Annotated in this window: 16 protein-coding genes and 1 pseudogene; 9 read left to right on the top strand and 8 right to left on the bottom strand. The window is 69.3% G+C overall.

Features of this window, described 5'->3' with window-relative positions:
- Nucleotides 1–58 precede the first annotated feature (58 nt).
- From VZQ01_RS29540 to VZQ01_RS29530, 3 genes and pseudogenes are all read right to left on the bottom strand, one after another.
- The gene (locus VZQ01_RS29540) at nucleotides 59–874 is read right to left on the bottom strand and encodes a hypothetical protein (protein WP_426745309.1); all 816 of its coding nucleotides are present in this window, start codon (nucleotides 872–874) and stop codon (nucleotides 59–61) included.
- 6 nt (nucleotides 875–880) lie between these two features.
- Nucleotides 881–3,424, bottom strand: a complete 2,544-nt coding sequence (locus VZQ01_RS29535) for a hypothetical protein (RefSeq protein ID WP_426749044.1) — start codon at nucleotides 3,422–3,424, stop codon at nucleotides 881–883.
- Between the two features lie 249 nt (nucleotides 3,425–3,673).
- Nucleotides 3,674–3,733: pseudogene (locus tag VZQ01_RS29530) on the bottom strand (MJ0042-type zinc finger domain-containing protein); the annotation flags it as partial.
- A 165-nt stretch (nucleotides 3,734–3,898) separates the two neighbouring features.
- Here VZQ01_RS29530 and VZQ01_RS29525 point away from each other — a divergent pair.
- Complete coding sequence (locus VZQ01_RS29525; RefSeq protein WP_141332526.1) at nucleotides 3,899–4,558, top strand: polyhydroxyalkanoate synthesis regulator DNA-binding domain-containing protein; 660 nt, start codon at nucleotides 3,899–3,901, stop codon at nucleotides 4,556–4,558.
- Nucleotides 4,559–4,561: 3 nt separating this feature from the next.
- Here the strand turns inward: VZQ01_RS29525 and VZQ01_RS29520 are convergent, their stop codons facing one another.
- Together VZQ01_RS29520 and VZQ01_RS29515 are read right to left on the bottom strand one after the other, a co-directional pair.
- A complete protein-coding gene (locus VZQ01_RS29520) occupies nucleotides 4,562–5,365 on the bottom strand; it encodes a ParA family protein (RefSeq protein WP_223748098.1) in 804 nt (267 codons plus the stop codon).
- A gap of 35 nt (nucleotides 5,366–5,400) precedes the next feature.
- Entirely contained in the window at nucleotides 5,401–5,709 is a 309-nt protein-coding gene (locus VZQ01_RS29515; protein ID WP_141332524.1) for a hypothetical protein, read from the bottom strand.
- 165 nt (nucleotides 5,710–5,874) lie between these two features.
- On the opposite strand from VZQ01_RS29515, the gene VZQ01_RS29510 reads away from it, so the two are divergent.
- The 4 genes from VZQ01_RS29510 (at nucleotide 5,875) to VZQ01_RS29495 (ending at nucleotide 10,502) form a co-directional block, all read left to right on the top strand.
- Nucleotides 5,875–6,789, top strand: coding sequence for an ArsA family ATPase (locus tag VZQ01_RS29510; protein WP_223748097.1), 915 nt, complete (start codon nucleotides 5,875–5,877; stop codon nucleotides 6,787–6,789).
- Nucleotides 6,786–7,898, top strand: coding sequence for an ArsA family ATPase (locus VZQ01_RS29505; RefSeq protein ID WP_223748096.1), 1,113 nt, complete (start codon nucleotides 6,786–6,788; stop codon nucleotides 7,896–7,898). Before VZQ01_RS29510 ends, VZQ01_RS29505 begins: the two co-directional genes overlap by 4 nt.
- A gap of 196 nt (nucleotides 7,899–8,094) precedes the next feature.
- Nucleotides 8,095–9,234: a tetratricopeptide repeat protein gene (locus VZQ01_RS29500; protein WP_223748095.1), complete on the top strand. Its 1,140-nt coding sequence runs from the start codon at nucleotides 8,095–8,097 to the stop codon at nucleotides 9,232–9,234.
- Between the two features lie 74 nt (nucleotides 9,235–9,308).
- Nucleotides 9,309–10,502, top strand: a complete 1,194-nt coding sequence (locus VZQ01_RS29495; RefSeq protein ID WP_426745308.1) for a M48 family metalloprotease — start codon at nucleotides 9,309–9,311, stop codon at nucleotides 10,500–10,502.
- Nucleotides 10,503–10,632: 130 nt separating this feature from the next.
- On the opposite strand, the gene VZQ01_RS29490 is transcribed toward VZQ01_RS29495, so the two are convergent.
- Both VZQ01_RS29490 and VZQ01_RS29485 read right to left on the bottom strand, forming a co-directional pair.
- Nucleotides 10,633–11,157, bottom strand: coding sequence for a tetratricopeptide repeat protein (locus VZQ01_RS29490; protein ID WP_141332029.1), 525 nt, complete (start codon nucleotides 11,155–11,157; stop codon nucleotides 10,633–10,635).
- A gap of 4 nt (nucleotides 11,158–11,161) precedes the next feature.
- The gene (locus VZQ01_RS29485) at nucleotides 11,162–12,652 is read right to left on the bottom strand and encodes a hypothetical protein (RefSeq protein ID WP_426745307.1); all 1,491 of its coding nucleotides are present in this window, start codon (nucleotides 12,650–12,652) and stop codon (nucleotides 11,162–11,164) included.
- A gap of 190 nt (nucleotides 12,653–12,842) precedes the next feature.
- On the opposite strand from VZQ01_RS29485, the gene ruvX reads away from it, so the two are divergent.
- Complete coding sequence (gene ruvX / locus VZQ01_RS29480; RefSeq protein ID WP_223748092.1) at nucleotides 12,843–13,313, top strand: Holliday junction resolvase RuvX; 471 nt, start codon at nucleotides 12,843–12,845, stop codon at nucleotides 13,311–13,313.
- Between the two features lie 10 nt (nucleotides 13,314–13,323).
- Here ruvX and VZQ01_RS29475 read toward each other — a convergent pair whose 3' ends face one another.
- The gene (locus tag VZQ01_RS29475; protein ID WP_426745306.1) at nucleotides 13,324–14,907 is read right to left on the bottom strand and encodes an ArnT family glycosyltransferase; all 1,584 of its coding nucleotides are present in this window, start codon (nucleotides 14,905–14,907) and stop codon (nucleotides 13,324–13,326) included.
- Nucleotides 14,908–15,522: 615 nt separating this feature from the next.
- On the opposite strand from VZQ01_RS29475, the gene VZQ01_RS29470 reads away from it, so the two are divergent.
- The 3 genes from VZQ01_RS29470 to VZQ01_RS29460 are packed head-to-tail and all read left to right on the top strand — an operon-like array spanning nucleotide 15,523 to nucleotide 20,256.
- On the top strand, nucleotides 15,523–17,586 hold the full coding sequence (locus tag VZQ01_RS29470) for a PrkA family serine protein kinase (protein ID WP_141332033.1): 2,064 nt from the start codon (nucleotides 15,523–15,525) through the stop codon (nucleotides 17,584–17,586).
- Between the two features lie 26 nt (nucleotides 17,587–17,612).
- Nucleotides 17,613–18,722: a DUF444 family protein gene (locus tag VZQ01_RS29465; RefSeq protein WP_141332034.1), complete on the top strand. Its 1,110-nt coding sequence runs from the start codon at nucleotides 17,613–17,615 to the stop codon at nucleotides 18,720–18,722.
- Nucleotides 18,723–18,762: 40 nt separating this feature from the next.
- A complete protein-coding gene (locus tag VZQ01_RS29460; protein ID WP_223748090.1) occupies nucleotides 18,763–20,256 on the top strand; it encodes a SpoVR family protein in 1,494 nt (497 codons plus the stop codon).
- The last annotated feature ends 21 nt before the right edge of the window (nucleotides 20,257–20,277 follow it).

Here is a 20,277-nt window from a genome sequence, read left to right as displayed (position 1 = left end):
TCGAGTCCAACGTGGGTTCCCGGCGCTCGGGGCCTCGTGAAGCGGAAGGCTCCTCGATTCAGTCCGGGCCGTGGTGCCCGACGCGAGTTCCGGGGACTTCCGTCGCGCGAGGGCTCGCGGGGCGGAGGGACTCGGGGCCCTCGGCCAGGAGCCGGGAGGCCTGCTCGCGCAGCGAGGCGTGCACGGCGTTGTCCGAGATGAGCTCGCGCAGGTCCCCCGTGTTGAGCAGCGGGACGATTTTCGCGCCCACCTCGGGAGGCAGGTACGGGTTGAAGACGAGCGCCCGGCGCACCGCGTGGCGCACGGACCAGCGCGGGGACCTCCAGATTTCGAGCAGCGGCTCGGGACGCGCGGGACGGCGCGCGGCCACGCGCACCACCAGCTCCTCGGTGAGGCGGGGGTTGATGAGGACGTTGCGCAGGACGGAGGGGTTGCTCACCGTGGCCAGGCGCGACAGCGTGTCCGGGTCCCTCGTCAGTCGGGCCTGCTGCTTGAGGTGCCCGAGCGACTGCGAGAAGGCGTTGGCGTCCGCGCGCGCCGCGGCATCGGGGTTCATCTCGCGCTTCGCGGGGCCCTGCGCGAACAGGTCCGCCACGGTGTCGAGCGACTGCACATGCGCGAGCCTGCGCAGCGCACCCACGTGGGGGATGTGCTCGGCCTCCTGCGCGAGCGCGGCCATGAAGTCGGACAGCACGCAGGTGGCGGGCTCCCAGCCCTGACGGGCCAGGGAGATGAGGTGCCCTACCAGTTCATTCGCGTCGAGCGGGTCTCCGCGCGACAGCTCCCTCGCGGCCGCCTTGCGACGCACCGACGCACCGCCACCGAGCGCGTGGAGGAATCGGGCGACGTTGCGAGCTTCCTCCAGCGAGGGCATGGCGGCTCACTCCGTGGGCTTGGCCTGGGCCGGCGCGGTGGGCTCGGCGGGAGGAGGAGTGGCCGCGGCGGGCGCGGGGACGGCCTCCACCGTGACTTCGAGGCGGAAGCCATCGAGGGCGGCCGGGTACTCGTGGAAGACGAGCAGGAAGGGTGCCCTGGCGCCGGGGGCCACGGAGACGGCGGAGGAGTCCATGCGTTGGCGCAGGGCCTGGGCCGACTCGGTGTTGCCCACCGCGAAGAGTTCCTCGGGCGTGGCCACCGAGCCCGCGAGGCCCTCGACGGAGCGCACGCGCTGGTTCCCATCGAAGAGGGCGCCGCGCACGCGCAGGTGCGTCGCCGAGCCGGTGCGGTTCTCCGCGTCCCCTCGGATGAAGAAGAGCGGCTTGCCGGACTGCGTCTCGTACAGGCCGTTGGACACGTCGAGAGCCACCAGCGGCGTGGGCGCGGGGACGACGAGTGAGCGCAGGCGCTCGGGAGAGAGGACGGAGAAGTCCACCCGGCCCTCGTGCAGGTAGACCCAGCCCAGCGCGCCCAGACCCACCACGAGGGCGGCGGCGACCACCAGGTTGACGAACAGGGCCGTCACCTTGCGCGCGCGACTGGGCGGGCGGGCCTGGGGGATTCCGACGTCCTCGGGCCGGGCCGTGGGCTTGGCCACGGAGACCACGGGCGCGGAGGACATGCTCGGGTCCAGTTCCAGCACCTCGCGCTGCCCCACCCCGCTCCCCACGCGTCCCAGGGTGACGCCTCCACCCTGGCCCGCGTCCACGGGAGGCACGTCGTCCAGGAGCGAGCCCAACGAACCGCCGTGCGAGCCATCGTGGTCGAGAGCGCCTGGTGACACGTCACCGAACAGCGCCGCGCGCCCGGTGTCCGAGGCCTCGAGTCCCGCGTGCTCGCCGAAGGCCTCGCCACCGTCCGAGTTCAGGTCGAACAGGTCCTGCGCGCCGGGAGGCGACGAAGGGGGATGTCCCGGTGACGCGGCGGTGGGCGAATGGCCTGGGTGCGTCGCGTCACCCAGGTCGAGGGAAGCAAACGGGTCTGCGGCCGAGGAAGGACGCCCCGGGAGCGTCGCGTCGCTCGGGGCGAGGAAGGGGTCCACGGGAGCAGGAGCAGCAGGTGGACGGCTCGGCTGCGTCGCATCGCGCGGGTTGAGCGGCGCGGCCCCGCGAGCAGCCGCGGCGGGAGGCTGCCCGGCTTGCGTCGCATCACTCGGATTGAGCGGCGCGCCGCCTCCGCGAGCAGCCGAGGCGGGAGGCTGCCCGGCCTGCGTCGCATCATTCGGATTGAGTGGCGCGGCGCCCCCGCGAGCAGCCGAGGCGGGAGGCCGTCCGGCCTGCGTCGCATCACTCGAGTTGAGCGGCGCGGCCCCGCGAGCAACCGTGGCGGGAGGCCGTCCGGCCTGCGTCGCATCACTCGGATTGAGCGGCGCGCCTCCTGCGCGAGCGGGCGCCGGGGGCGGACGCCCGGCCTGCGTCGCTTCGTTCGGAGCCAGGGCCGCGAAGAGCTCCACGCGACCAGGAGCAGCAGGCGGACGACCCGACTGCGTCGCGTCGCTCGAGTCAAGGGCCGCGAACGGGTCCGGCGGCTGCCCCGCCTGCGTCGCATCACCCAGGTCGAGCGAAGCGAACGGGTCCGCCGGAGAAGCCGGAGGTCGACCCGCCTGCGTTACATCCAGGTCGAGCGAGGCGAACGGATCCGACGGTGGAGCCGGAGGACGCCCCGGAAGCGTCGCCTCCTCGGGCGCCGTGAACGGCGAGGCACCCGCCGCCCCATGCGCGGGGGGCCGCCCTGCCGCTGGCGCACCAGCACGCGGGGCGCCAGGTGCCCCCGCCTGAGGAGCCCGAGGAGGCGGCTGCCCCGTCACGCCACGAGGAGCAGCGTTCTGCCCCGCCACCGGAGCACTCGCCGGAGCGAACGGAGGCGGCGCCGACATCGTCGTGTCGTCGATGTCGATGGACGCGAACGGGTCATCCTCGGCCGCGGGAGGAGCGGCGGTCCGAGGCGCAGGCAGCGCGTCATCGATGTCGATGGACGCGAACGGATCCGCATCGACCGGAGGCGCGGGAGGCTTCGCGCCAGGCCCCACGGGCGCAGGCAACGCACCGAACGGATCCGCCCCACCCACCGCCCCAACGGGCGCGGCGAGGAAATCAGCGAACGGGTCCGCGCCTCGCGACGCGGCGCTTCCCGCCCCGGGAGGCGGAGGCGGCGCGGTGCGGGCTGGCGCCCCCCGAGGCGCCGCGACTCCCGGAGGCTGCCGGGACGCGATTCCGGGCAGGGGCACGGGCCCCGATTGCCGCGATGCGGCGGCCTCATCGACCGGCGGAGGCACCGCGCCACCGTACAAGCCCGAGGAAGTGTCGACTGGCGGACGAACGGGCTGCGCGGCCCCGGGCAGTGGAACCGCGCCAGCGTTGCGCACCGCGGCGACGCCAGGAGCCCCGGCCACGGGAGGGCCCGAGGACTGCGCCGGCGGCAGCGGGATGGGACCCACGCGGGTGGGCTCGCGGAAGACGCCGTCCTCCGTGTCGAGGTCCCCATCCATGCTGTTCCACGAGCCACCCCCAGGGGGGCCCGCGGGGGCTGTTCGCGTCGCCGCGACGCCCTGGGCGAAGAAGCCGGGCCGCGTGATTTCAACGCCTTTGGGGTCGGCAGCGGCCCCGAAGGCGGCGAAGGGGTCGGCCTGCCCGGCCGACGAGGAAGGCGAGGACGCACCGGCATCCTCCCCGCCTGATTCACGGGTGACGCGGAACGTGTTCTGACATTTGGTGCAGCGGACCTTGACCCCCTTCTCGGTCACCTTCTCGTCGGGGATCTTGAACCGCGTCTGGCACCGCGCGCACTTGACGATCATTCAGCAGGCCTGGGGCAGGCACGAGTATAGAGGCACCGGGCGGGTCCGGCGAGACGGGTTCTCGCTGCTTGCTCGCCTCCAACCCCTCTGGTACGAGGTTCGCCCCTGCGAGACTCAGGCATGGAAGCTGGCTTGGAGTCGAGCCCAAAAGGGGCGGAGAAACCGATGAGCGAGGCCGAGCAAGCAGGCGCTCCCAGCAGCAAGGAGCCGAAGATCATCAAGCGGTACACGAACCGGAAGCTCTACGACACCGTGGAGAGCCGGTACGTCACCCTCGATGAGATCGCCGCGATGATCAAGGAGGGCACCGAGGTGCGGATTGTCGACAACCGCACGAAAGAAGACCTGACCTCGGTCACCCTCGCGCAAATCATCTTCGAGGAGGAGAAGAAGAAGAACCAGATGCCGCTGTCGGTGCTGCGGGAGATCATCCGCCACCCCGGCGAGTCCATCTCGGGCTTCATCCAGAAGGAGGTCAGCCCTCGCGTCGCCTCCATCCGCGAGGAGGCCGAGTCCCGCCTCGACAAGCTCCTGCGCCGCGAAGAGGCCGTGAAGGCCGGCCTGGAGGTTCCTCCCGAGGAGCCCCAGCAGGCCGCGGACGCCAACCTGCCCGCCGGTGGCCTGTCCCCCGCCGACCTGCTCAAGGCCAGCCAGCGTGCCTTCGAGGACTGGCAGAAGAAGATCGACGAGCGCGTGAAGCACGTCGTCGAGAACCTCACCGGCAACCTCCCCGCCCTGGGCCGCGACATGCAGTCGCTCACCCAGCGCCTCGAGGAGCTGGAGAAGAAGCTCGAGCAGCTCGAGCAGTCCAAGAAGTCCGAGTAGCCGTCAGGCCCTGGGCGCCGCCCGCTTCCGCTTCCGGGGAGCGGGCCCGCCGTGAATCTCCGAGGCGATGGCCGCCAGCATCTGCGCGCCCCGGCTGCGGGGCGCGTACTCGAAGATGGTCTTCCCGTGGCTCTGGGCCTCGTCCACCTTCACGTCGTAGCCCAGCGGCGTCGTGGCGAGTGACTCCGGGAAGTACGCCCTGAGCCGCTCCAGGATGGCCGTGGCCAGCGCCGTCTTGCGGTACAGCGTGGGCACCACCTTGGTGACGCTCAGGTCCGAGCGGCCCTCGGCCTCGCCCACCTGCCGCACCGTGTCCGCCACCTCGGCGCAGCCATCCAGCGCCAGGTACGTCAGCGCCACCGGCACCACCACCTCCGTCGCGGCCACCAGGATGTTGCGCGTGGTGAGCCCCATGGACGGCGGCGAGTCGAAGACGACGGCGTCGTAGCCCGCGTCCTTCGCCGCCTCCAGGCGGTCCGCCAGCCGGTGCGAGCGCCGCGCGTGGGACGCCACCACCACCGGGAAGTCCGCCATCTCCTTGTACGAGGGCAGCACGTCCAGGCCGGCCACGGCCGACGGCCGCACCACGTCCGCCAGGGCGACGGTGTCGTCGGTCAGCAGGTGGAAGACGTTGCGAGGAAGCGTGCGCACGTCCAGGCCGAGCGCCTTGCTCGCATGGCCCTGCGTGTCCAGGTCCGCCAGCAGCACGCGCAGGCCGCGCTCCCTGACGAGCCAGGCGGCGGTGTTCACCGCCAGCGTCGTCTTGCAGGTGCCGCCCTTCTCGTTGATGAAGGCGATGCGCCGCATGGTGGCCTCGGGCTCCCCCGGACCTGTCCGGGTGCTTACTTCTTCGACGGCGCCTTCTGCGCCACCAGGGTGTCCACCTTGCTCTCCACCGACGCCAAGAGCCGCTCCAGGTCATCCACCTTCGAGCGCAGCTGCTCCAGGTCCGCCGTGGATGGCAGGTTCATGGCCGACAGCGCCGAGCGCAGCGCGCTGTCCAGCGTGCCCTTGGCCGACAGCGAGCGCGACACCAGCGTCTGCACCGCCGCCACGAACTTCTCGTTGGAGAGCAGCTGCTGCGCCAGCTTGCCGACGCGCTCCTCGCCCGTCTCCACGAGCTTCTTCATCACCGGGTTGTTCTTCAGCATGGGACGCCTGGTTTTCACCCGCCCGGTGGAACCCCACCGTCGGGACGTCGGGAAAAAGACGCCGCACTCTGCGAGGGGGCAACGCGACGTGTCAAGCAAGGCAACAACCCCGGGCCAAACGCGTTGACTCCTGGAGACTCGATTCCTACGGTTCGCCGCTCGCTTATGGCAGGGCTCCTGGACAAGCGGTTGTGGGTGGTCTCCGGCAAGGGCGGCGTGGGCAAGAGCACCGTCGCCGCGGCGCTCGCCCTGCGCTCGGCGCGCGCGGGGCGTCGGACGCTGGTGTGCGAGGTGAACACGCAGGAGCGCATCAGCCGCTTCCTCGAGCACCCTCCCGCCGGCCCCGAGGTGAAGCTGTTGGAGGAGAACCTCTGGGCCGTGGACGTGCGCCCGCAGGAGGCCATGCGCGAGTACGGGCTGATGGTCCTGCGCTTCGAGGCCCTCTACAAGACGGTCTTCGAGAACAAGCTGGTGCGCTACTTCCTGCGCTTCGTGCCGTCCCTGCAGGAGCTCGTCCTGCTGGGGAAGATCATGTACCACCTGCAGGAGAAGCTGCCGGACGGGCGCTGGCGCTTCGACACCATCGTCCTGGACGCGCCCGCCACCGGCCACGCCATCTCCTTCCTGAGCGTGCCCCAGGTGCTCGTGCAGACGGTGCCCCCGGGCCCCATGTCGCGCGAGGCCCAGAAGATGCGCGACCTGCTGGTGGACCCGTCCGTGACGGCCGCCATCCTGGTGGCGCTCCCGGAGGAGATGCCGGTGAACGAGGCGCTGGAGCTGCACGCCGCGCTCACGGACCGGGTGAACCTCCGCACGCACGCGGCGGTGCTCAACCAGGCCATCCCCGAGCGCTTCACGGAGGCCGATTTGGAGGCCCTGGCGGGCCACCCCGAATTGCACCACGTGGCCCAGGCACACCATGACCGCGCGGCGCTGACGGTGCTCGCGGGCACCAAGCTGGAGCGCAACCTTCACACGCCGGTGTTCAACATCCCCCGGCTGTTCCTCCCCGCCTTCGGGCGGGACGCCATCGAGCAGGTCATGGGTCACCTCGAAACACTGGTGATGGGGGAGCGGTGAGCACCACGGCCCTCGCGCCCGCGCTCGCGAACAAGCGCGTCCTCATCTGTGTCGGCTCCGGCGGTGTCGGGAAGACGACGGTGGCCGCCACCCTGGCCCTGCGCGCGGCGGTGGAGGGCCGTCAGAGCCTGGTGTGCACCATCGACCCGGCGAAGCGGCTGGCCAACTCGCTGGGCCTGTCCGCGCTCGGCAACGCGGAGACACAGGTGCCGGCCTCCGCGCTGCAGCCGCTGGGCGTCACGCCGCGCGCGGCGCTGTACGCGATGATGCTGGACATGAAGCAGACGTGGGATGACCTCATCACCCGCGTCGCGCCTCCGGAGCAGCGCGAGCGCATCCTCGCCAATCGCTTCTACCAGTCGCTCTCCACGGCCCTGGCGGGCAGCCAGGAATACATCGCCATGGAGAAGGTGTGGGAGCTGCGCCGCAAGGGCGAGTACGAGCTCGTCGTGCTGGACACGCCACCCACCGCGCACGCGCTGGACTTCCTGGACGCGCCCAACCGCGTGCTGGACTTCCTGGACAACGAGGCGGCGAAGTGGCTGCTGGCGCCCGCGCTGAAGGCGGGCAAGCTGGGCCTGTCGCTCTTCAACCGCAGCGGCTACGTGCTGCGCGCGCTGTCCAAGTTCACCGGCACGGAGATGCTCCAGGAGCTCTCCAGCTTCATGCTGTCCCTGTCGGGCATGAACGAGGGCTTCCGCGAGCGGGCGCGCGGCGTGCGCTCGCTCCTGGAGGACAAGACGACGGGCTTCGTGCTCGTGACCAGCCCCCACCCCGAGCGCATGGACGAGGCCATCCACTTCAACAGCCTCCTCAAGCAGCACCGCATGGAGGTGGTGTCCCTGGTGGTGAACCGCGTGCACCCGCTGCCCACCGAGGCCATGTGGGCGGACGCGGCCACGCTGACGCCCACCCGCCGCGCCAAGGTGGAGGAGACGCTGCGCGAGCTCCAGGTCCTGGCCGAGCAGGACCAGAAGGGCATCGCCCAGTTGCAGGCCGCCTGCCCGGGCATCCCCCTCATCCGGGTGCCGCGTTTCGGGCTGGACGTCCACGACATCACCAGCCTGTGGCAGACCGGACGCTACCTGCTGGGAGACGACCCCTTCTGAGCGGGCCCGGGCTCACCCCTCGTCGCGGCCAGCAGCCACCCGGGGGCCGGACAGGCGGGACGGCGGCGCGCGCGCCCCGGACGCATTAAACTGGGCGCGCCCACCCTCGGCGGTGGGAACTCCAGGGCACGGCGCGTTGTCCGGAGACGGCAGGGCCAGGAGGACGCATTCCGTGACGCGGAACGAGCGAACGTACATGTCGGTCAGTCGCTGGGGCTGGGTGTTGGCGCTGGGCCTGGGTGTCGCCGGATGTCGGACGACGGGCGCGGCGGGCAGCTCGGACACCGCCCAGGTGGCCCCGGCCAAGCAGGAGATTGAGTTCGACGCGGTGACGGTGACCGCGGACCTGGAGCTGGACAAGCTCAACGACGAGGAGCTCTTCGCCGGGGGCACGTCCGCCTTCGCGGCCAACGACTTCAAGCAGGCGGCGCGCTTCTTCGGGCGGCTGGTGGACTTCCACCCGAAGAGCCAGCACCGTCGCGCGGCGCTCTACAACGCGGGGCTCGCCCACCAGCGCCTCAAGGAGTGGGAGGAGGCGTGGCTGCGCTTCTCCGAGCTGGCGGACGCGAAGGCGGGCCAGGGAGACGCGCTGGACGCGTCCTTCCGCGTGGCGGAGACGCAGTACCACCTGGAGCGCTACGACGAGGCCGTGGCCCTCTTGTCCACGCTCGCCGCGCGCGAGGACATCCCGGTCAACCGCCGCATCGAGGCGCGCGTGCAGCAGGGCGTGTGTGAGCTGGAGGCGGGCCGCACCGACGCCGCCGAGGCCACGCTGCGCAAGGCCCTGTCCGCCTACGAGGCCCTGTCCGACAAGGACGAGGTGGACGACTACTTCCCCGCGCAGGCGCACTTCTTCGTGGGAGAGCTGTACCGGCTGGACTACGAGGACGTGAAGCTGGACCCCTCCAAGGGCGCGGACAAGCTGGCCGAGGACCTCAACTACAAGGCGGAGCTGCTGCTCTCCTCGCAGGGCCACTACCTGCGCTCCATCCGCGTGGGCAACGGCTACTGGGCCACCGCGTCGGGCTCGCGCATCGGCGCGATGTACGAGGACCTCTACGCGCAGATGGTGAGCTCGCCCGCGCCCGCGGAGCTCAACGCGGAAGAGGCCGTCGTCTACCGGCAGGAGCTGCGAAAGAAGATTCGCGTGCTGCTCACCAAGTCCATCAACATCTACGAGCGCACCCTGGAGACGGCCGAGCGCATCGGCTCGCAGAGCAGCTTCGTGGACCGCACGCGCGAGAGCCTCGCCAAGGTGAAGGCCCTGCTGCTGGCGGACGCGGAGGGCGAGCCCCTTCCCGAGCCTCCCGCGTCGAAGGACGAGCCCCACACGTGAGCCGCGGCTGAAGTCGCCCGGAGGCCGCCGCACTGGGCAGCCCCGGGCCGGGCGGCGTAGCCTGGGGCCCTGCCATGGAGCCCCTCTTCACGCCCGAGCAGCTCGCGGAGATTCACGCCTACCACCTGCCCCACTACATCCGCGCGGCGGTGAACCCCTTCGCACGGTTCGCCCTGCTGGCGCTGATGTTGGGCGTGCTGGTGCGGCCCTTCTTCCGCATGGCCACGGCGGCCGCGGCGGGGCTGGAGCGCCGCTTCGGCTTCCTGCGCACCGCGCCCGTCAGCCGCGCCTTCTTCAGCGCCATGGACCGGCTGTGGGGTGAGTCCGGCTGGGGCGCGGCCGTCCTCTTCGCGCTGATGACGGACCTGTTCGTGAAGCTGGTCTACGCCCCCGTGGACATCTGGTTCGCGTACACGCTGGAGCACCAGCACGGCATGTCCAACTACACCCCGGCCGCCTTCGCCCGGGACATGCTCAAGGGACACCTGCTGGGCGGGTTCGCCATCGCCGCGCTCGTCATCGGCCTGTATGGACTGGCCCGTCGCACGCGCCACTGGTGGTGGGTGCTGGGCGTGCCCGTGGCCCTGCTGATGCTCGTCTCCTCCGCGCTGGACACGTACCGGGGCCGGCTCTACTTCGAGCAGGAGCCGCTGCCCCCGGGGCCTTTGCGCACGCGGATGACGGCGCTGATGGCCCAGGCAAACATCACCTTCTCCGACGTGCTGGTGGAGAAGACCTCCGTGGCCTCGCGGCGCATCCAGGCGTACTTCGCGGGCCAGGGCCCCACGCGCGCCATCGTCCTCAACGACGTCATCCTCCAGGAGCTCTCCGAGGACGAGGTGCTCGCGGCCGTGGCCCACGAGGCCGGCCACGTGCAGGAGCAGAAGTGGCCGGGCCGCATCGCCTCCTCCCTGGCTGTCGTCGCGCTCCTCTTCGCCATCGACCGGATGCTGCGCGTCGCGGCGGCGCGGAGCTGGTTCGGCACCTCGCGCTTCGCGGACATCCGCACCCTGCCGCTGCTCTCGCTGCTCCTGTCGCTCGTGCTGCTGCTGGGCGCGCCCATCGCCGGAGCCTTCTCCCGCGAGCGCGAGCGCGCGGCGGACCGCTTCGCCCTCAACCTCACCCACGACGTCGACGCGTTCCGCCGAATGCTGGTGAAGGCCGCGCGCGTCAACAAGATGGACCCCGACCCTCCGCGCTGGGTCGTCCTCAAGGGCATGAGCCATCCCCCCGTGGGCGAGCGCCTGGCCGACCTGCCCGCGCCCTGACGTGAAAAAGCGGCCGGCAGGTGGGCTCTCCCCTTCCCCTCCCCTCTCCACCCGAGCCCACCCGCCGACAGCCGCCGCCGGGCCACTCCCCCGAGCGCCAGCGGCACTTCCTCCCCCCCACGCCACCCAGCTACGGCTGCTGGGCGTCCTGCTTGAGCTTCTCCACCGCGACCAACGTGATGGCCTTCACCAGCGCCCGCGCCCTGCGCCCCGCCGCCGTCTCACCGTGCGGGTCCACCTCCACCGCCTTCGACAGGTCCGTGAAGCCCTGCCGCTCCCCCTTGCGCAGGTACAGCTCCCCCCGGTTCGCCAGCGCCACCGGATGCCCCGCGTCCCGCGCCAGCGCCGCGCTGAACTCCGCGATGGCCTCCTCCAGCCGCCCGAGCTTCTGGTACACGGTGCCCAGCGCCGCGTGAGCGCCCGCGTCCCGAGGATTCCCGGCCACCAGCCCCTCGAAGAGGATGCGCGCCTCCTCCAGCCGCCCCGCGGCCGCCAGGTCACACCCCACCTGCGCAATCGCCTTCGCCTCCTCGAAGGTCATCCCCTCCACCTCCGCCCACGTCGCCTCGCCCCGCGCGAAGGACCGCATCCTGTGCACCGCCCCGGTCTCCATCCGCATGCCCTCGACTCCCTCGTGTTTGATGACGCGGCCCATGGACTCAGGCTCCGCGCAGGTTGGAGATGGCCGTCTTCGCCATCTCGTTGAACTTGGCGGACATGTTGCTCATCAGGTCGAACATGGCCTTGCGCTTCTCCAGCAGCCGCTGCAGCCGCAGCTCCAGCTCGCGCATGTCCCCGTCGAGCTTCGCCGCCTTCTTCTTGTCCACGTCCGTGGTGCCCAGCGTCGCGCGGTCCTCGCCCGCGGTCGCCATCTGCTCCATCACCTCCATGATTTCGGTGTCCGTGTCGCTGGAGATGGCGCCGAGGATCGCCTGCACCTTGTCCTCGATGCTCATGCGCGGGTTGTCGACGATGCCGCGAACACTCGAGCTCGCCTTGCTCGGCGTGTTCGTCTTCACGTCCTTCGACTGCTCCAGCTCCGCCTTCACATCCAACCAGCCGATGATGCCGTCGCGCCCGTCGATGCCCGCCGCCATCTCCAGCCGGTCGAAGTACTCCGGGTGGTCCTTGAAGAACTGCGCGGCCTTCTTCAGCGTCGAGGACGCTCCCTGATTGTTCAGCAGCGCCAGCATGTCCGCGCGAGTCACGCGGTCATCCTTCACGCCCGACGCCGTGTCGAACGTCCCCCAGTTGTCGCGCAGCACCGCCACCGCCTCGAGGTACTCGCGGAAGTCCGGGTCCTTCGACGTGGGCGGCTTGCCGCCCCCCACCGGCCCCGCGCCGCCCGAGCCATTCGAACCACCCGTGCCACCGGTGCCTCCCGTACCGCCCGTGCCATCTCCGGTCCCCGGTGACGGATTGCCCGGCGTGGTGGGACGCGGCCCCGGGGACGGCCCACCGGTGGTGGGCGGAGGCGTCGTGCCGGGCGGGCAGTCCTCCTGCTTGGGCGGGGACACCGGCGGCGCCGTCGGCCGGCCATAACGGGCGAACTCCTCCCCCACCCGCTTGAGCTCCGCGCGGACGCCCGACAGCTTGATGCGGTCGTCGTTGTAGATGCTCCCCAGGACCGGCATCAGCGACGAGAGCAGCCCCCGCGAGTCCACCCGCTCGAACAGCGCCGCGTTCTGCGTGAGGAACCGGGCCGCGTCGCGAAGCTGCGGGGACAGGCTGGCGTCGTTGGCCGCGCGCCGCAGCTCCTCCTTCGACAGCGAGCCGGACTTCTTCCCGTCCGCGAGGTCCAGCTGCTCGAAGTTCGCCTCCAGCACCTTCAGCGCGGCCTCGTACTCCAGCATCTTCGGGTCCAACGCGCTGGTGCTCGCGGGCAGCAGCGGGGCATAGCCCTGGGTCTTCCCGGCGGCCCCCGCCGAGGTCGCGTACTCCGTCTTCGCCGCCGGGTTCTTCTTCAGCTCCTCCGCCACGCCCGCCACGCCCGTCGCCGCCTGCAGCACGTTGCCCGTCATGACGCCCGTGGCGGCCTTGATGGAGCTGGAGACGAGCGGAGAGAGAGTCCCCGCGTCCCCCGCCCCCTCCATCGCCGTGCCCTCCGGGCGGGCCAGCAGGTTCGTCGCGCTCTTCAAGAAGTCCACCATGAGTCCTCCCACGCGGCGGGTTGATGGAGTGCCGCGCGATGACTCGTGGGGGTTGCAGCGACGGTGCCGGCAGGCGGCCCGGCGACCACGCGAGCGAATTCCGTCGGTTAGCCGGACTGACAACCCGGGCACGTCCCCGTCAACGGACGGCGCGGTCCGTGAGGGAGGATGCGGTTAAGTTGCGCCACGCATGCGAACCCTGGGTTTGGACTTCGGAACCAAGACCATCGGCGTGGCCGTCTCGGATGGCCTGGGCCTCACCGCCCAGGGCGTCACCACCATTCGCCGCACGTCCCTCAAGGCGGACCTGGCCGCCCTCGGCGCCCTGGCGCGCGAGCACGAGGCGGACCGCTTCGTCCTCGGCCTGCCGCTCAACATGGACGGCTCGGAGGGCCCGCGCGCGGAGGCCTCGCGCAAGTTCGCGGACGCCCTGACGCAGGCGCTCGGCATCCCGGTGGAGCTCTGGGACGAGCGGCTGTCCACCGTGGCCGCCACGCGCACGCTCCTGGAAGCGGACGTCAGCCGCGCCCGCCGCAAGGAGGTCATCGACCAGGTGGCCGCCCAGTTCATCCTCCAGGGCTGGCTGGACGCGCGCCGCCCCAGGGACACCGACTACCACCCGGACGACTACGACGACGACGAGCCCGGACACTCCGGGTGACGCCGGGCGGCTACGGCCGGCGCCGGTAGACGTGCAGCGGAGCGGTGAAGCCGTCCAGCTCCTCGTAGGCGACGCCGTCCAACGTCAGCGTGCGCCCCTCCAGCCTCACCCCGGGGTCCTTCGCCAGCGAGCCCTGGTCGAAGCGCACCAGCACCTCCGGCCGTGCCTCCCCCATGAGCTTGCGGAAGGTGTCCCAACGCACGCGCGCGATGCGCTCCTCGGGCAGCCCGGAGAAGAAGGCCACCTGCAGGTCCATGTAGTTGGGGTCCGTATCCAGCGCGAGCGCCCCGCCCTTCTCGGCCACCTCCGCCTTCACGAAGTCCGCCACGCGCATCACCGGCACGGGGTTGGTCGACGTGGGGCTCACCGGCCGCAGCGACGTCTGCAGGCGCCCGTCGTCGCGGAACGTGTACAGGCCCAGCGCCACCGGCAGCACCACCGCGAGCAGCGCGGACACCCCCGCCACCGCCTTGCGCGCGCCCTCGCCGCGCGAGCCCATCAGCGCCCAGAAGCCGAACGCGACGAACACCGGCACCACCGCCAGCTGCGTCACCGTGAAGCGCCCCAGCGGCACGAAGTTGAGCAGCACCACCGCGCGGAACGTGAAGTACGCCGCGGGCACCGCCGCCGCCGCCACCAGCCAGCGCGTGTCCGGCCGCGCCTTCCACGCCTTCACCATGCCCCACAGACCGAGCAGCCCCACGCCCGGCGTCAGGGTGAAGAGCGCCACGCCCGGCCAGAAGAACAGCTGCTGCGCGCGCCAGCCGATGGCCGCCCCCGAGCCCGCCGAGGAGAGCACCCAGTCCCGGTGGAAGTCCTCCACCGCCTTCACCGGGTAGAACGGGTCGCCGTGCATCAGCTCGTTGCCCTGCATCCACAACAGGGGGAACGGCAGGCACGCCAGGCCGAAGCCCACCGCGCGCGTCACCGCCGCCACCTTGTCCTGGCTGCTGAAGAACAGCCCCAGGCACAACAGCGGGATGTACATCCACGCGTCGTAGCGCAGCGCGCACGCCAGGTTGAGCATCAGCGCGGCCTGGAACAGCGGCGCGAAGCGGTTCTCGTCCACCCCCTCCGCGTAGAACGCGAACGCGGCCAGCATGAAGAACAGCGACACCGCCTCGCTGCCCGCGGTGGTGGAGAACTGCAGGTGCATGCCCCACGCGCTGAACACCAGCGCGGCCACCACGCCCGCACGCCAGTCGAACAGCCGCCGCGTCAGCGCGAACAACGGCACCACCGACAGCACGCCGAACAGCAGGCTCACCACGCGCCCGGCCACCTCCCGGTCGAACACCGACAGCGCGAGGCCCACCAGGTACAGGTGCAGCGGCCCGAACTGGTACGCGCCATCACCGTACGCGGTGATGAGGTGCGGGGCGCGCAGCCACCGCTCCGCCAGCTCCGTGCGCACCACCGCGTCGCCGTACAGGTTCTCGTTCACGAAGAAGACGAGCAGCCGGGGCACCAGCGCCACCGCCAACAGCACTCCGATGAGGAGGCGCGTGCTCGGCTCGGGCGCGGGGGACGGGACCGCCGCGAGACTCGGCACGGAGGACGGAGGGTGGGAGACAGAGGTAGGTGCGGTCGCCATGACGCGCGGCAGGATACGCAGGCACGGCCCAAAGCCAAGCCGGCGACCCTGTCTTCTCCAGCCTCCCCGCAGCCGACTTCACCCTCAGCGAACCGCGCGCCGGAGCGAGCACACCGCCGCCCTCGCGCGCCCCGGAGGCACAGCGGGCCCGAGCCAACGTGTACCGCGTGGCGAATGTATCACCCTTCGGTGCAGGCACGCCCGCCTGGCTGCTGTCAGGGATGTCTTGGCGCCCCTCACCTGCACCGCCGACATGTGGAAGGAACACAGACGCCGCCCCACAGCCAGCCAACAGTCCGCCTCCGGCAAGGCCGTCAGGCGTTCAATACCCCTCGCGTTCCGGGGGGGCACCTACCCCGTTGCACGCGCCGCCCTATAATCACCCTTGCCTCTTCACCCCGTGGAGGGGGCGCGCCTGTTCCGGCGTCCTGCCCCTGACACGAGCGTAACGCGCGGTCCCATTCCGCGGCGGGGTCCCGAATTGGCTGCAGGGCTGTCGTGCCTGGGACCTCGGCGGGATGGTTGTGGAATGGCAATCCAGCCCTCCAGGTTCACCATTCTGGCCCCCTAGGGCGCGAGTGCCTCGCACCCCAGGCCGGCTTCCGAGGGAGAGACATGAGGGACGCTGAGAAGGGTTCGTGGGTCTCCAAAATCGCCGCGCTCCAGGACGCGAAGACCTACGCGGAGCTCAACTGGGAAGGCAACTTCGAGGAGTACCTCGAAATCGTCCGGAAGAACCCCAAGGTGACACGCACCGCCTTCCAGAGGATCTACGACATGATCCTCAGCCACGGGAAGACGGAGTACATCGACAACAAGAAGAAGCTCATCCGCTACCACTTCTTCAGCGACGAGAAGTTCGGCGGCAAGGACGCCATCTTCGGCCTGGATGTGCCGCTGATGAAGCTGGTGAACGTCTTCAAGTCCGCCGCCCAGGGCTACGGCACCGAGAAGCGCGTCATCCTGCTGCACGGCCCCGTGGGCTCGTCCAAGTCCACCATCGCGCGCCTGCTCAAGAAGGGCACCGAGGACTACTCGAAGACGCCCGAGGGCGCCGCGTACACCTTCTCCTGGACCACCGACAAGAAGCTGCCGGACGGCACCGTCGTGAAGGAGAAGATGAAGTGCCCCATGAACGAGGAGCCGCTCAACCTGGTTCCCCGCGAGTGGCGCGCCAAGGTCTACCAGGAGCTGTCGCCGCCGGACTCCGGCTACACCATCCCGGACGGCTCGGAGCTGTGCCCCGCCTGCCGCTTCGTCTTCAAGGACCTGATGACCCAGTACCACGGTGACTTCGCGCGGGTGATGGACCACGTGCGCGTCAACCGGCTGGTCTTCAGCGAGAAGGACCGCGTGGGCATCGGCACCTTCCAGCCCAAGGACGAGAAGAACCAGGACTCCACCGAGCTCACCGGTGACATCAACTACCGGAAGATCGCCGAGTACGGCTCGGACTCCGACCCGCGCGCGTTCAACTTCGACGGCGAGTTCAACATCGCCAACCGCGGCATCATCGAGTTCGTCGAGGTGCTCAAGCTGGACGTCGCCTTCCTCTACGACCTGCTCGGCGCGTCGCAGGAGCACAAAATCAAGCCGAAGAAGTTCCCGCAGACGGACATCGACGAGGTCATCCTCGGCCACACCAACGAGCCCGAGTACAAGAAGCTCGAGAACAACGAGTTCATGGAGGCCCTGCGCGACCGCACGGTGAAGATCGACGTGCCGTACATCACCAAGCTCGCCGAGGAGGTGAAGATCTACGAGAAGGACTTCAACTCCCGCGCCATCAAGGGCAAGCACATCGCGCCGCACACGCTGGAGATGGCGGCCATGTGGGCGGTGCTCACGCGCCTGGAGGAGCCCAAGAAGCACAACCTGTCGCTCCTGCAGAAGCTCAAGCTCTACAACGGCAAGACGCTCCCCAACTTCACCGAGGACAACATCAAGGAGCTGCGCAAGGAGAGCATCCGCGAGGGCCTGGAGGGCATCTCCCCGCGCTACATCCAGGATAAAATCTCCAACGCGCTGGTGAGCGACAAGGGCGAGGGCTGCATCAACCCCTTCATGGTCCTCAACGAGCTGGAGGCGGGCCTCAAGACGCACTCGCTCATCAACAACGAGGACGCGCGCAAGCGGATGAAGGAGCTGCTCACCTCCGTGAAGCAGGAGTACGAGGACATCGTCAAGAACGAGGTCCAGCGCGCCATCAGCGCCGACGAGGACGCCATCGGCAAGCTGTGCGGCAACTACATCGACAACATCAAGGCCTACACCCAGAAGGAGAAGGTCAAGAACAAGTACACCGGCCTCTACGAGGAGCCGGACGAGCGGCTGATGCGGGCCATCGAAGAGAAGATCGACATCCCCGACAGCCGCAAGGACGACTTCCGGCGCGAAATCATGAACTACATCGGCGCGCTGGCGGTGGAGGGGAAGACCTTCAACTACCGGACCAACGAGCGGCTGCACAAGGCGCTCGAGCTGAAGCTGTTCGAGGACCAGAAGGACAGCATCAAGCTCAAGAACCTCGTCTCCTCCGTCGTGGACAAGGAGACCCAGGAGAAGATCGACCTGGTGAAGGACCGGATGATGAAGAACTACGGCTACTGCGAGATCTGCTCCACCGACGTGTTGAACTTCGTGGCGAGCATCTTCGCCCGCGGCGACGCGAAGGAGTAACCACCTCAGGAGAAGGGCGAGCCGTCGTGACCTTGAAGATCCACCAGGACCACTCCCGCTTCAAACAGATCGTCCGCGGGAAGATCAAAGCCAACCTGCGCAAGTACGTGCAGAAGGGCGAGATGATTGGGAAGAAGGGCAAGGATGCCATCAGCATCCCCATCCCCTTCATCGACATCCCCCGCTTCAAGTACGGCCACAAGGAGCAGGGCGGCGTCGGACAGGGTGACGGCGAGGTGGGCCAGCAGCTCGGCCCCGGGGCGGTGGAGCCCGGGGACGGGCACCAGGCCGGCCAGGGTGAGGGAGACCACGCCCTGGAGGTGGATGTCACGCTCGAGGAGCTGGCGCAGATACTGGGCGAGGAGCTGCAGCTGCCCCACATCGAGCGGCGCCAGAACGAGAAGATCATCACCCAGAAGATTCGCTACACCGGCATCAACACCACCGGCCCCGAATCCCTGCGCCACTTCAAGCGCACCTTCAAGCAGGCCCTGCGCAGACAAATCGCCGCCGGCACCTACGACGCCGCCAGGCCCGTCATCATCCCCACCCGCGAGGACCGCCGCTACCGCAGCTACAAGCTGCAGGACCTCCCGGAGACCAACGCCGTCATCATCTACATGATGGACGTGTCCGGCTCCATGGGTGACGAGCAGAAGGAGATCGTCCGCATCGAGAGCTTCTGGCTCGATACGTGGCTGCGCCACCAATACAAGGGCCTGGAGGCGCGCTACATCATCCACGACGCGGTGGCGCGCGAGGTGGACCGCGACACGTTCTTCCACACCCGCGAGTCCGGCGGGACGATGATCTCCAGCGCCTACAAGCTCTGCCGCGACATCATCCTGGCCGACTACCCGAAGAGCGCCTGGAACGTCTATCCGTTCCACTTCAGCGACGGCGACAACTGGAGCGCGGACGACACGCGCCAGTGCATCGAGATGCTGCGCAACGACGTGCTGCCCAACGTCAACCAGTTCGCCTACGGACAGGTGGAGTCCCCCTACGGCAGCGGTCAGTTCATCAAGGACCTTCGCGAGGCGGTGGGTGACACCCCCAACGTCGCGCTCAGCGAAATCGCGGACAAGGACGCCATCTACGCGTCCATCAAGGACTTCCTCGGCAAGGGACGCTGAAGAGCCAGCGCCCCCACCTGTCCTCCGGAGAGACTTCCCGATGCCCAAGAGCCTTACGCCCCGTCTCGCCGCGCTGAGGGATGAGATCCACGGCTACGCGAAGGAGTTCGGACTCGACTTCTTCGACACCGTCTTCGAGATGGTGTCCTACGACGAGATGAACATGGTCGCCGCCTACGGCGGCTTCCCCACCCGCTACCCGCACTGGCGCTGGGGCATGGAGTACGAGCAGCTCTCCAAGGGCTACGAGTACGGCCTGAGCAAGATCTACGAGCTCGTCATCAACAACGACCCCTGCTACGCGTACTTGATGGAGAGCAACCCGGAGGTGGACCAGAAGCTGGTCATGGCCCACGTCTACGGTCACTGCGACTTCTTCAAGAACAACTTCTCCTTCCGCCACACCAACCGGCGGATGATCGACGAGATGGCCAACCACGCCACGCGGGTGCGCCGCTGGGTGGACAAGATCGGCGTGGAGAAGGTCGAGGACTTCATCGACCGGACCCTGAGCCTGGAGAACCTCATCGACCAGCACTCGCCCCACATCCGGCGCAACCCGGACCCCAGGCGCGCCGAGGACGAGCTCAAGTCCAACGAGCGCGTGGAGGGCTTCAAGGTCGGCCGCGAGTACATGCGCGGCTACATCAACCCGTCCGAGTTCCTCGACTCCCAGCGCAAGAAGGTGGAGGACGAGAAGCAGCGGGCCAAGAAGTTCCCCGAGCGCCCCCAGCGCGACGTGCTGCTCTTCCTCCTGGAGGAGGCGCCGCTGGAGCCGTGGGAGTCGGACATCCTGGCCATCCTCCGCGAGGAGGCCTACTACTTCGCGCCCCAGGGTCAGACGAAGATCATGAACGAGGGCTGGGCCAGCTACTGGCACTCCACCATCATGACCCGCAGGGCGCTGCGCGACGACGAAATCATCGACTACGCGGACCACCACTCCGGCACCATGGGGACACGCCCCGGCGCCATCAATCCCTACAAGCTGGGCATCGAGCTGTGGCGGGACATCGAGGAGCGCTGGAACAAGGGCCGCTTCGGCAAGGAGTGGGACGAGTGTGATGACCTGCGCGCCCGCCGCAACTGGGACAAGAAGCTGGGCGCCGGACGCGAGAAGATCTTCGAGGTCCGCAAGCACTACAACGACATCACCTTCATCGACACGTTCCTGACGCCCGAGTTCGCGATGGAGCAGAAGCTCTTCGTGTATGGCTTCAACGACAAGCGCAACTCGTGGGAGATCCTCGACCGCGAGTTCCGCAAGGTGAAGAGCAAGCTGTTGCAGGGGCTCACCAACTTCGGCCAGCCCATCATCGAGGTGGTGGACGGCAACCACGAGAACCGTGGGGAGCTGTTGCTCGCGCACAAGCACGACGGCCAGGACCTCAAGGGCGACTACGCCCGCGAGACGCTGCGCAACCTCCAGTCCCTGTGGCGCCGCCCCGTCAACATCATCACCCGCTACGACAACAAGGGCGTGATGCTGCGCTTCGACGGGACGAACCAGACGGAGAAGAAGGTGGAGCTGTAGCGCCCCAAGCAGCCGGAGACC

This window comes from Myxococcus faecalis (genome assembly GCF_050039385.1).
In the GTDB taxonomy this organism is placed as follows: Bacteria; Myxococcota; Myxococcia; order Myxococcales; family Myxococcaceae; genus Myxococcus; species Myxococcus fulvus.
This window is presented reverse-complemented; position numbering and strand designations above follow the sequence as displayed.

Coding starts and splice junctions, on each gene's coding strand:
- VZQ01_RS29540 (WP_426745309.1), bottom strand. CDS start 874: ATGCCCTCGCTGGAGGAAGCTCGCAACGTCGCCCGATTCCTCCACGCG.
- VZQ01_RS29535 (WP_426749044.1), bottom strand. CDS start 3,424: ATGGATGGGGACCTCGACACGGAGGACGGCGTCTTCCGCGAGCCCACC.
- VZQ01_RS29525 (WP_141332526.1), top strand. CDS start 3,899: ATGAGCGAGGCCGAGCAAGCAGGCGCTCCCAGCAGCAAGGAGCCGAAG.
- VZQ01_RS29520 (WP_223748098.1), bottom strand. CDS start 5,365: ATGCGGCGCATCGCCTTCATCAACGAGAAGGGCGGCACCTGCAAGACG.
- VZQ01_RS29515 (WP_141332524.1), bottom strand. CDS start 5,709: ATGCTGAAGAACAACCCGGTGATGAAGAAGCTCGTGGAGACGGGCGAG.
- VZQ01_RS29510 (WP_223748097.1), top strand. CDS start 5,875: ATGGCAGGGCTCCTGGACAAGCGGTTGTGGGTGGTCTCCGGCAAGGGC.
- VZQ01_RS29500 (WP_223748095.1), top strand. CDS start 8,095: ATGTCGGTCAGTCGCTGGGGCTGGGTGTTGGCGCTGGGCCTGGGTGTC.
- VZQ01_RS29495 (WP_426745308.1), top strand. CDS start 9,309: ATGGAGCCCCTCTTCACGCCCGAGCAGCTCGCGGAGATTCACGCCTAC.
- VZQ01_RS29490 (WP_141332029.1), bottom strand. CDS start 11,157: ATGGGCCGCGTCATCAAACACGAGGGAGTCGAGGGCATGCGGATGGAG.
- VZQ01_RS29485 (WP_426745307.1), bottom strand. CDS start 12,652: ATGGTGGACTTCTTGAAGAGCGCGACGAACCTGCTGGCCCGCCCGGAG.
- ruvX (WP_223748092.1), top strand. CDS start 12,843: ATGCGAACCCTGGGTTTGGACTTCGGAACCAAGACCATCGGCGTGGCC.
- VZQ01_RS29475 (WP_426745306.1), bottom strand. CDS start 14,907: ATGGCGACCGCACCTACCTCTGTCTCCCACCCTCCGTCCTCCGTGCCG.
- VZQ01_RS29470 (WP_141332033.1), top strand. CDS start 15,523: ATGAGGGACGCTGAGAAGGGTTCGTGGGTCTCCAAAATCGCCGCGCTC.
- VZQ01_RS29460 (WP_223748090.1), top strand. CDS start 18,763: ATGCCCAAGAGCCTTACGCCCCGTCTCGCCGCGCTGAGGGATGAGATC.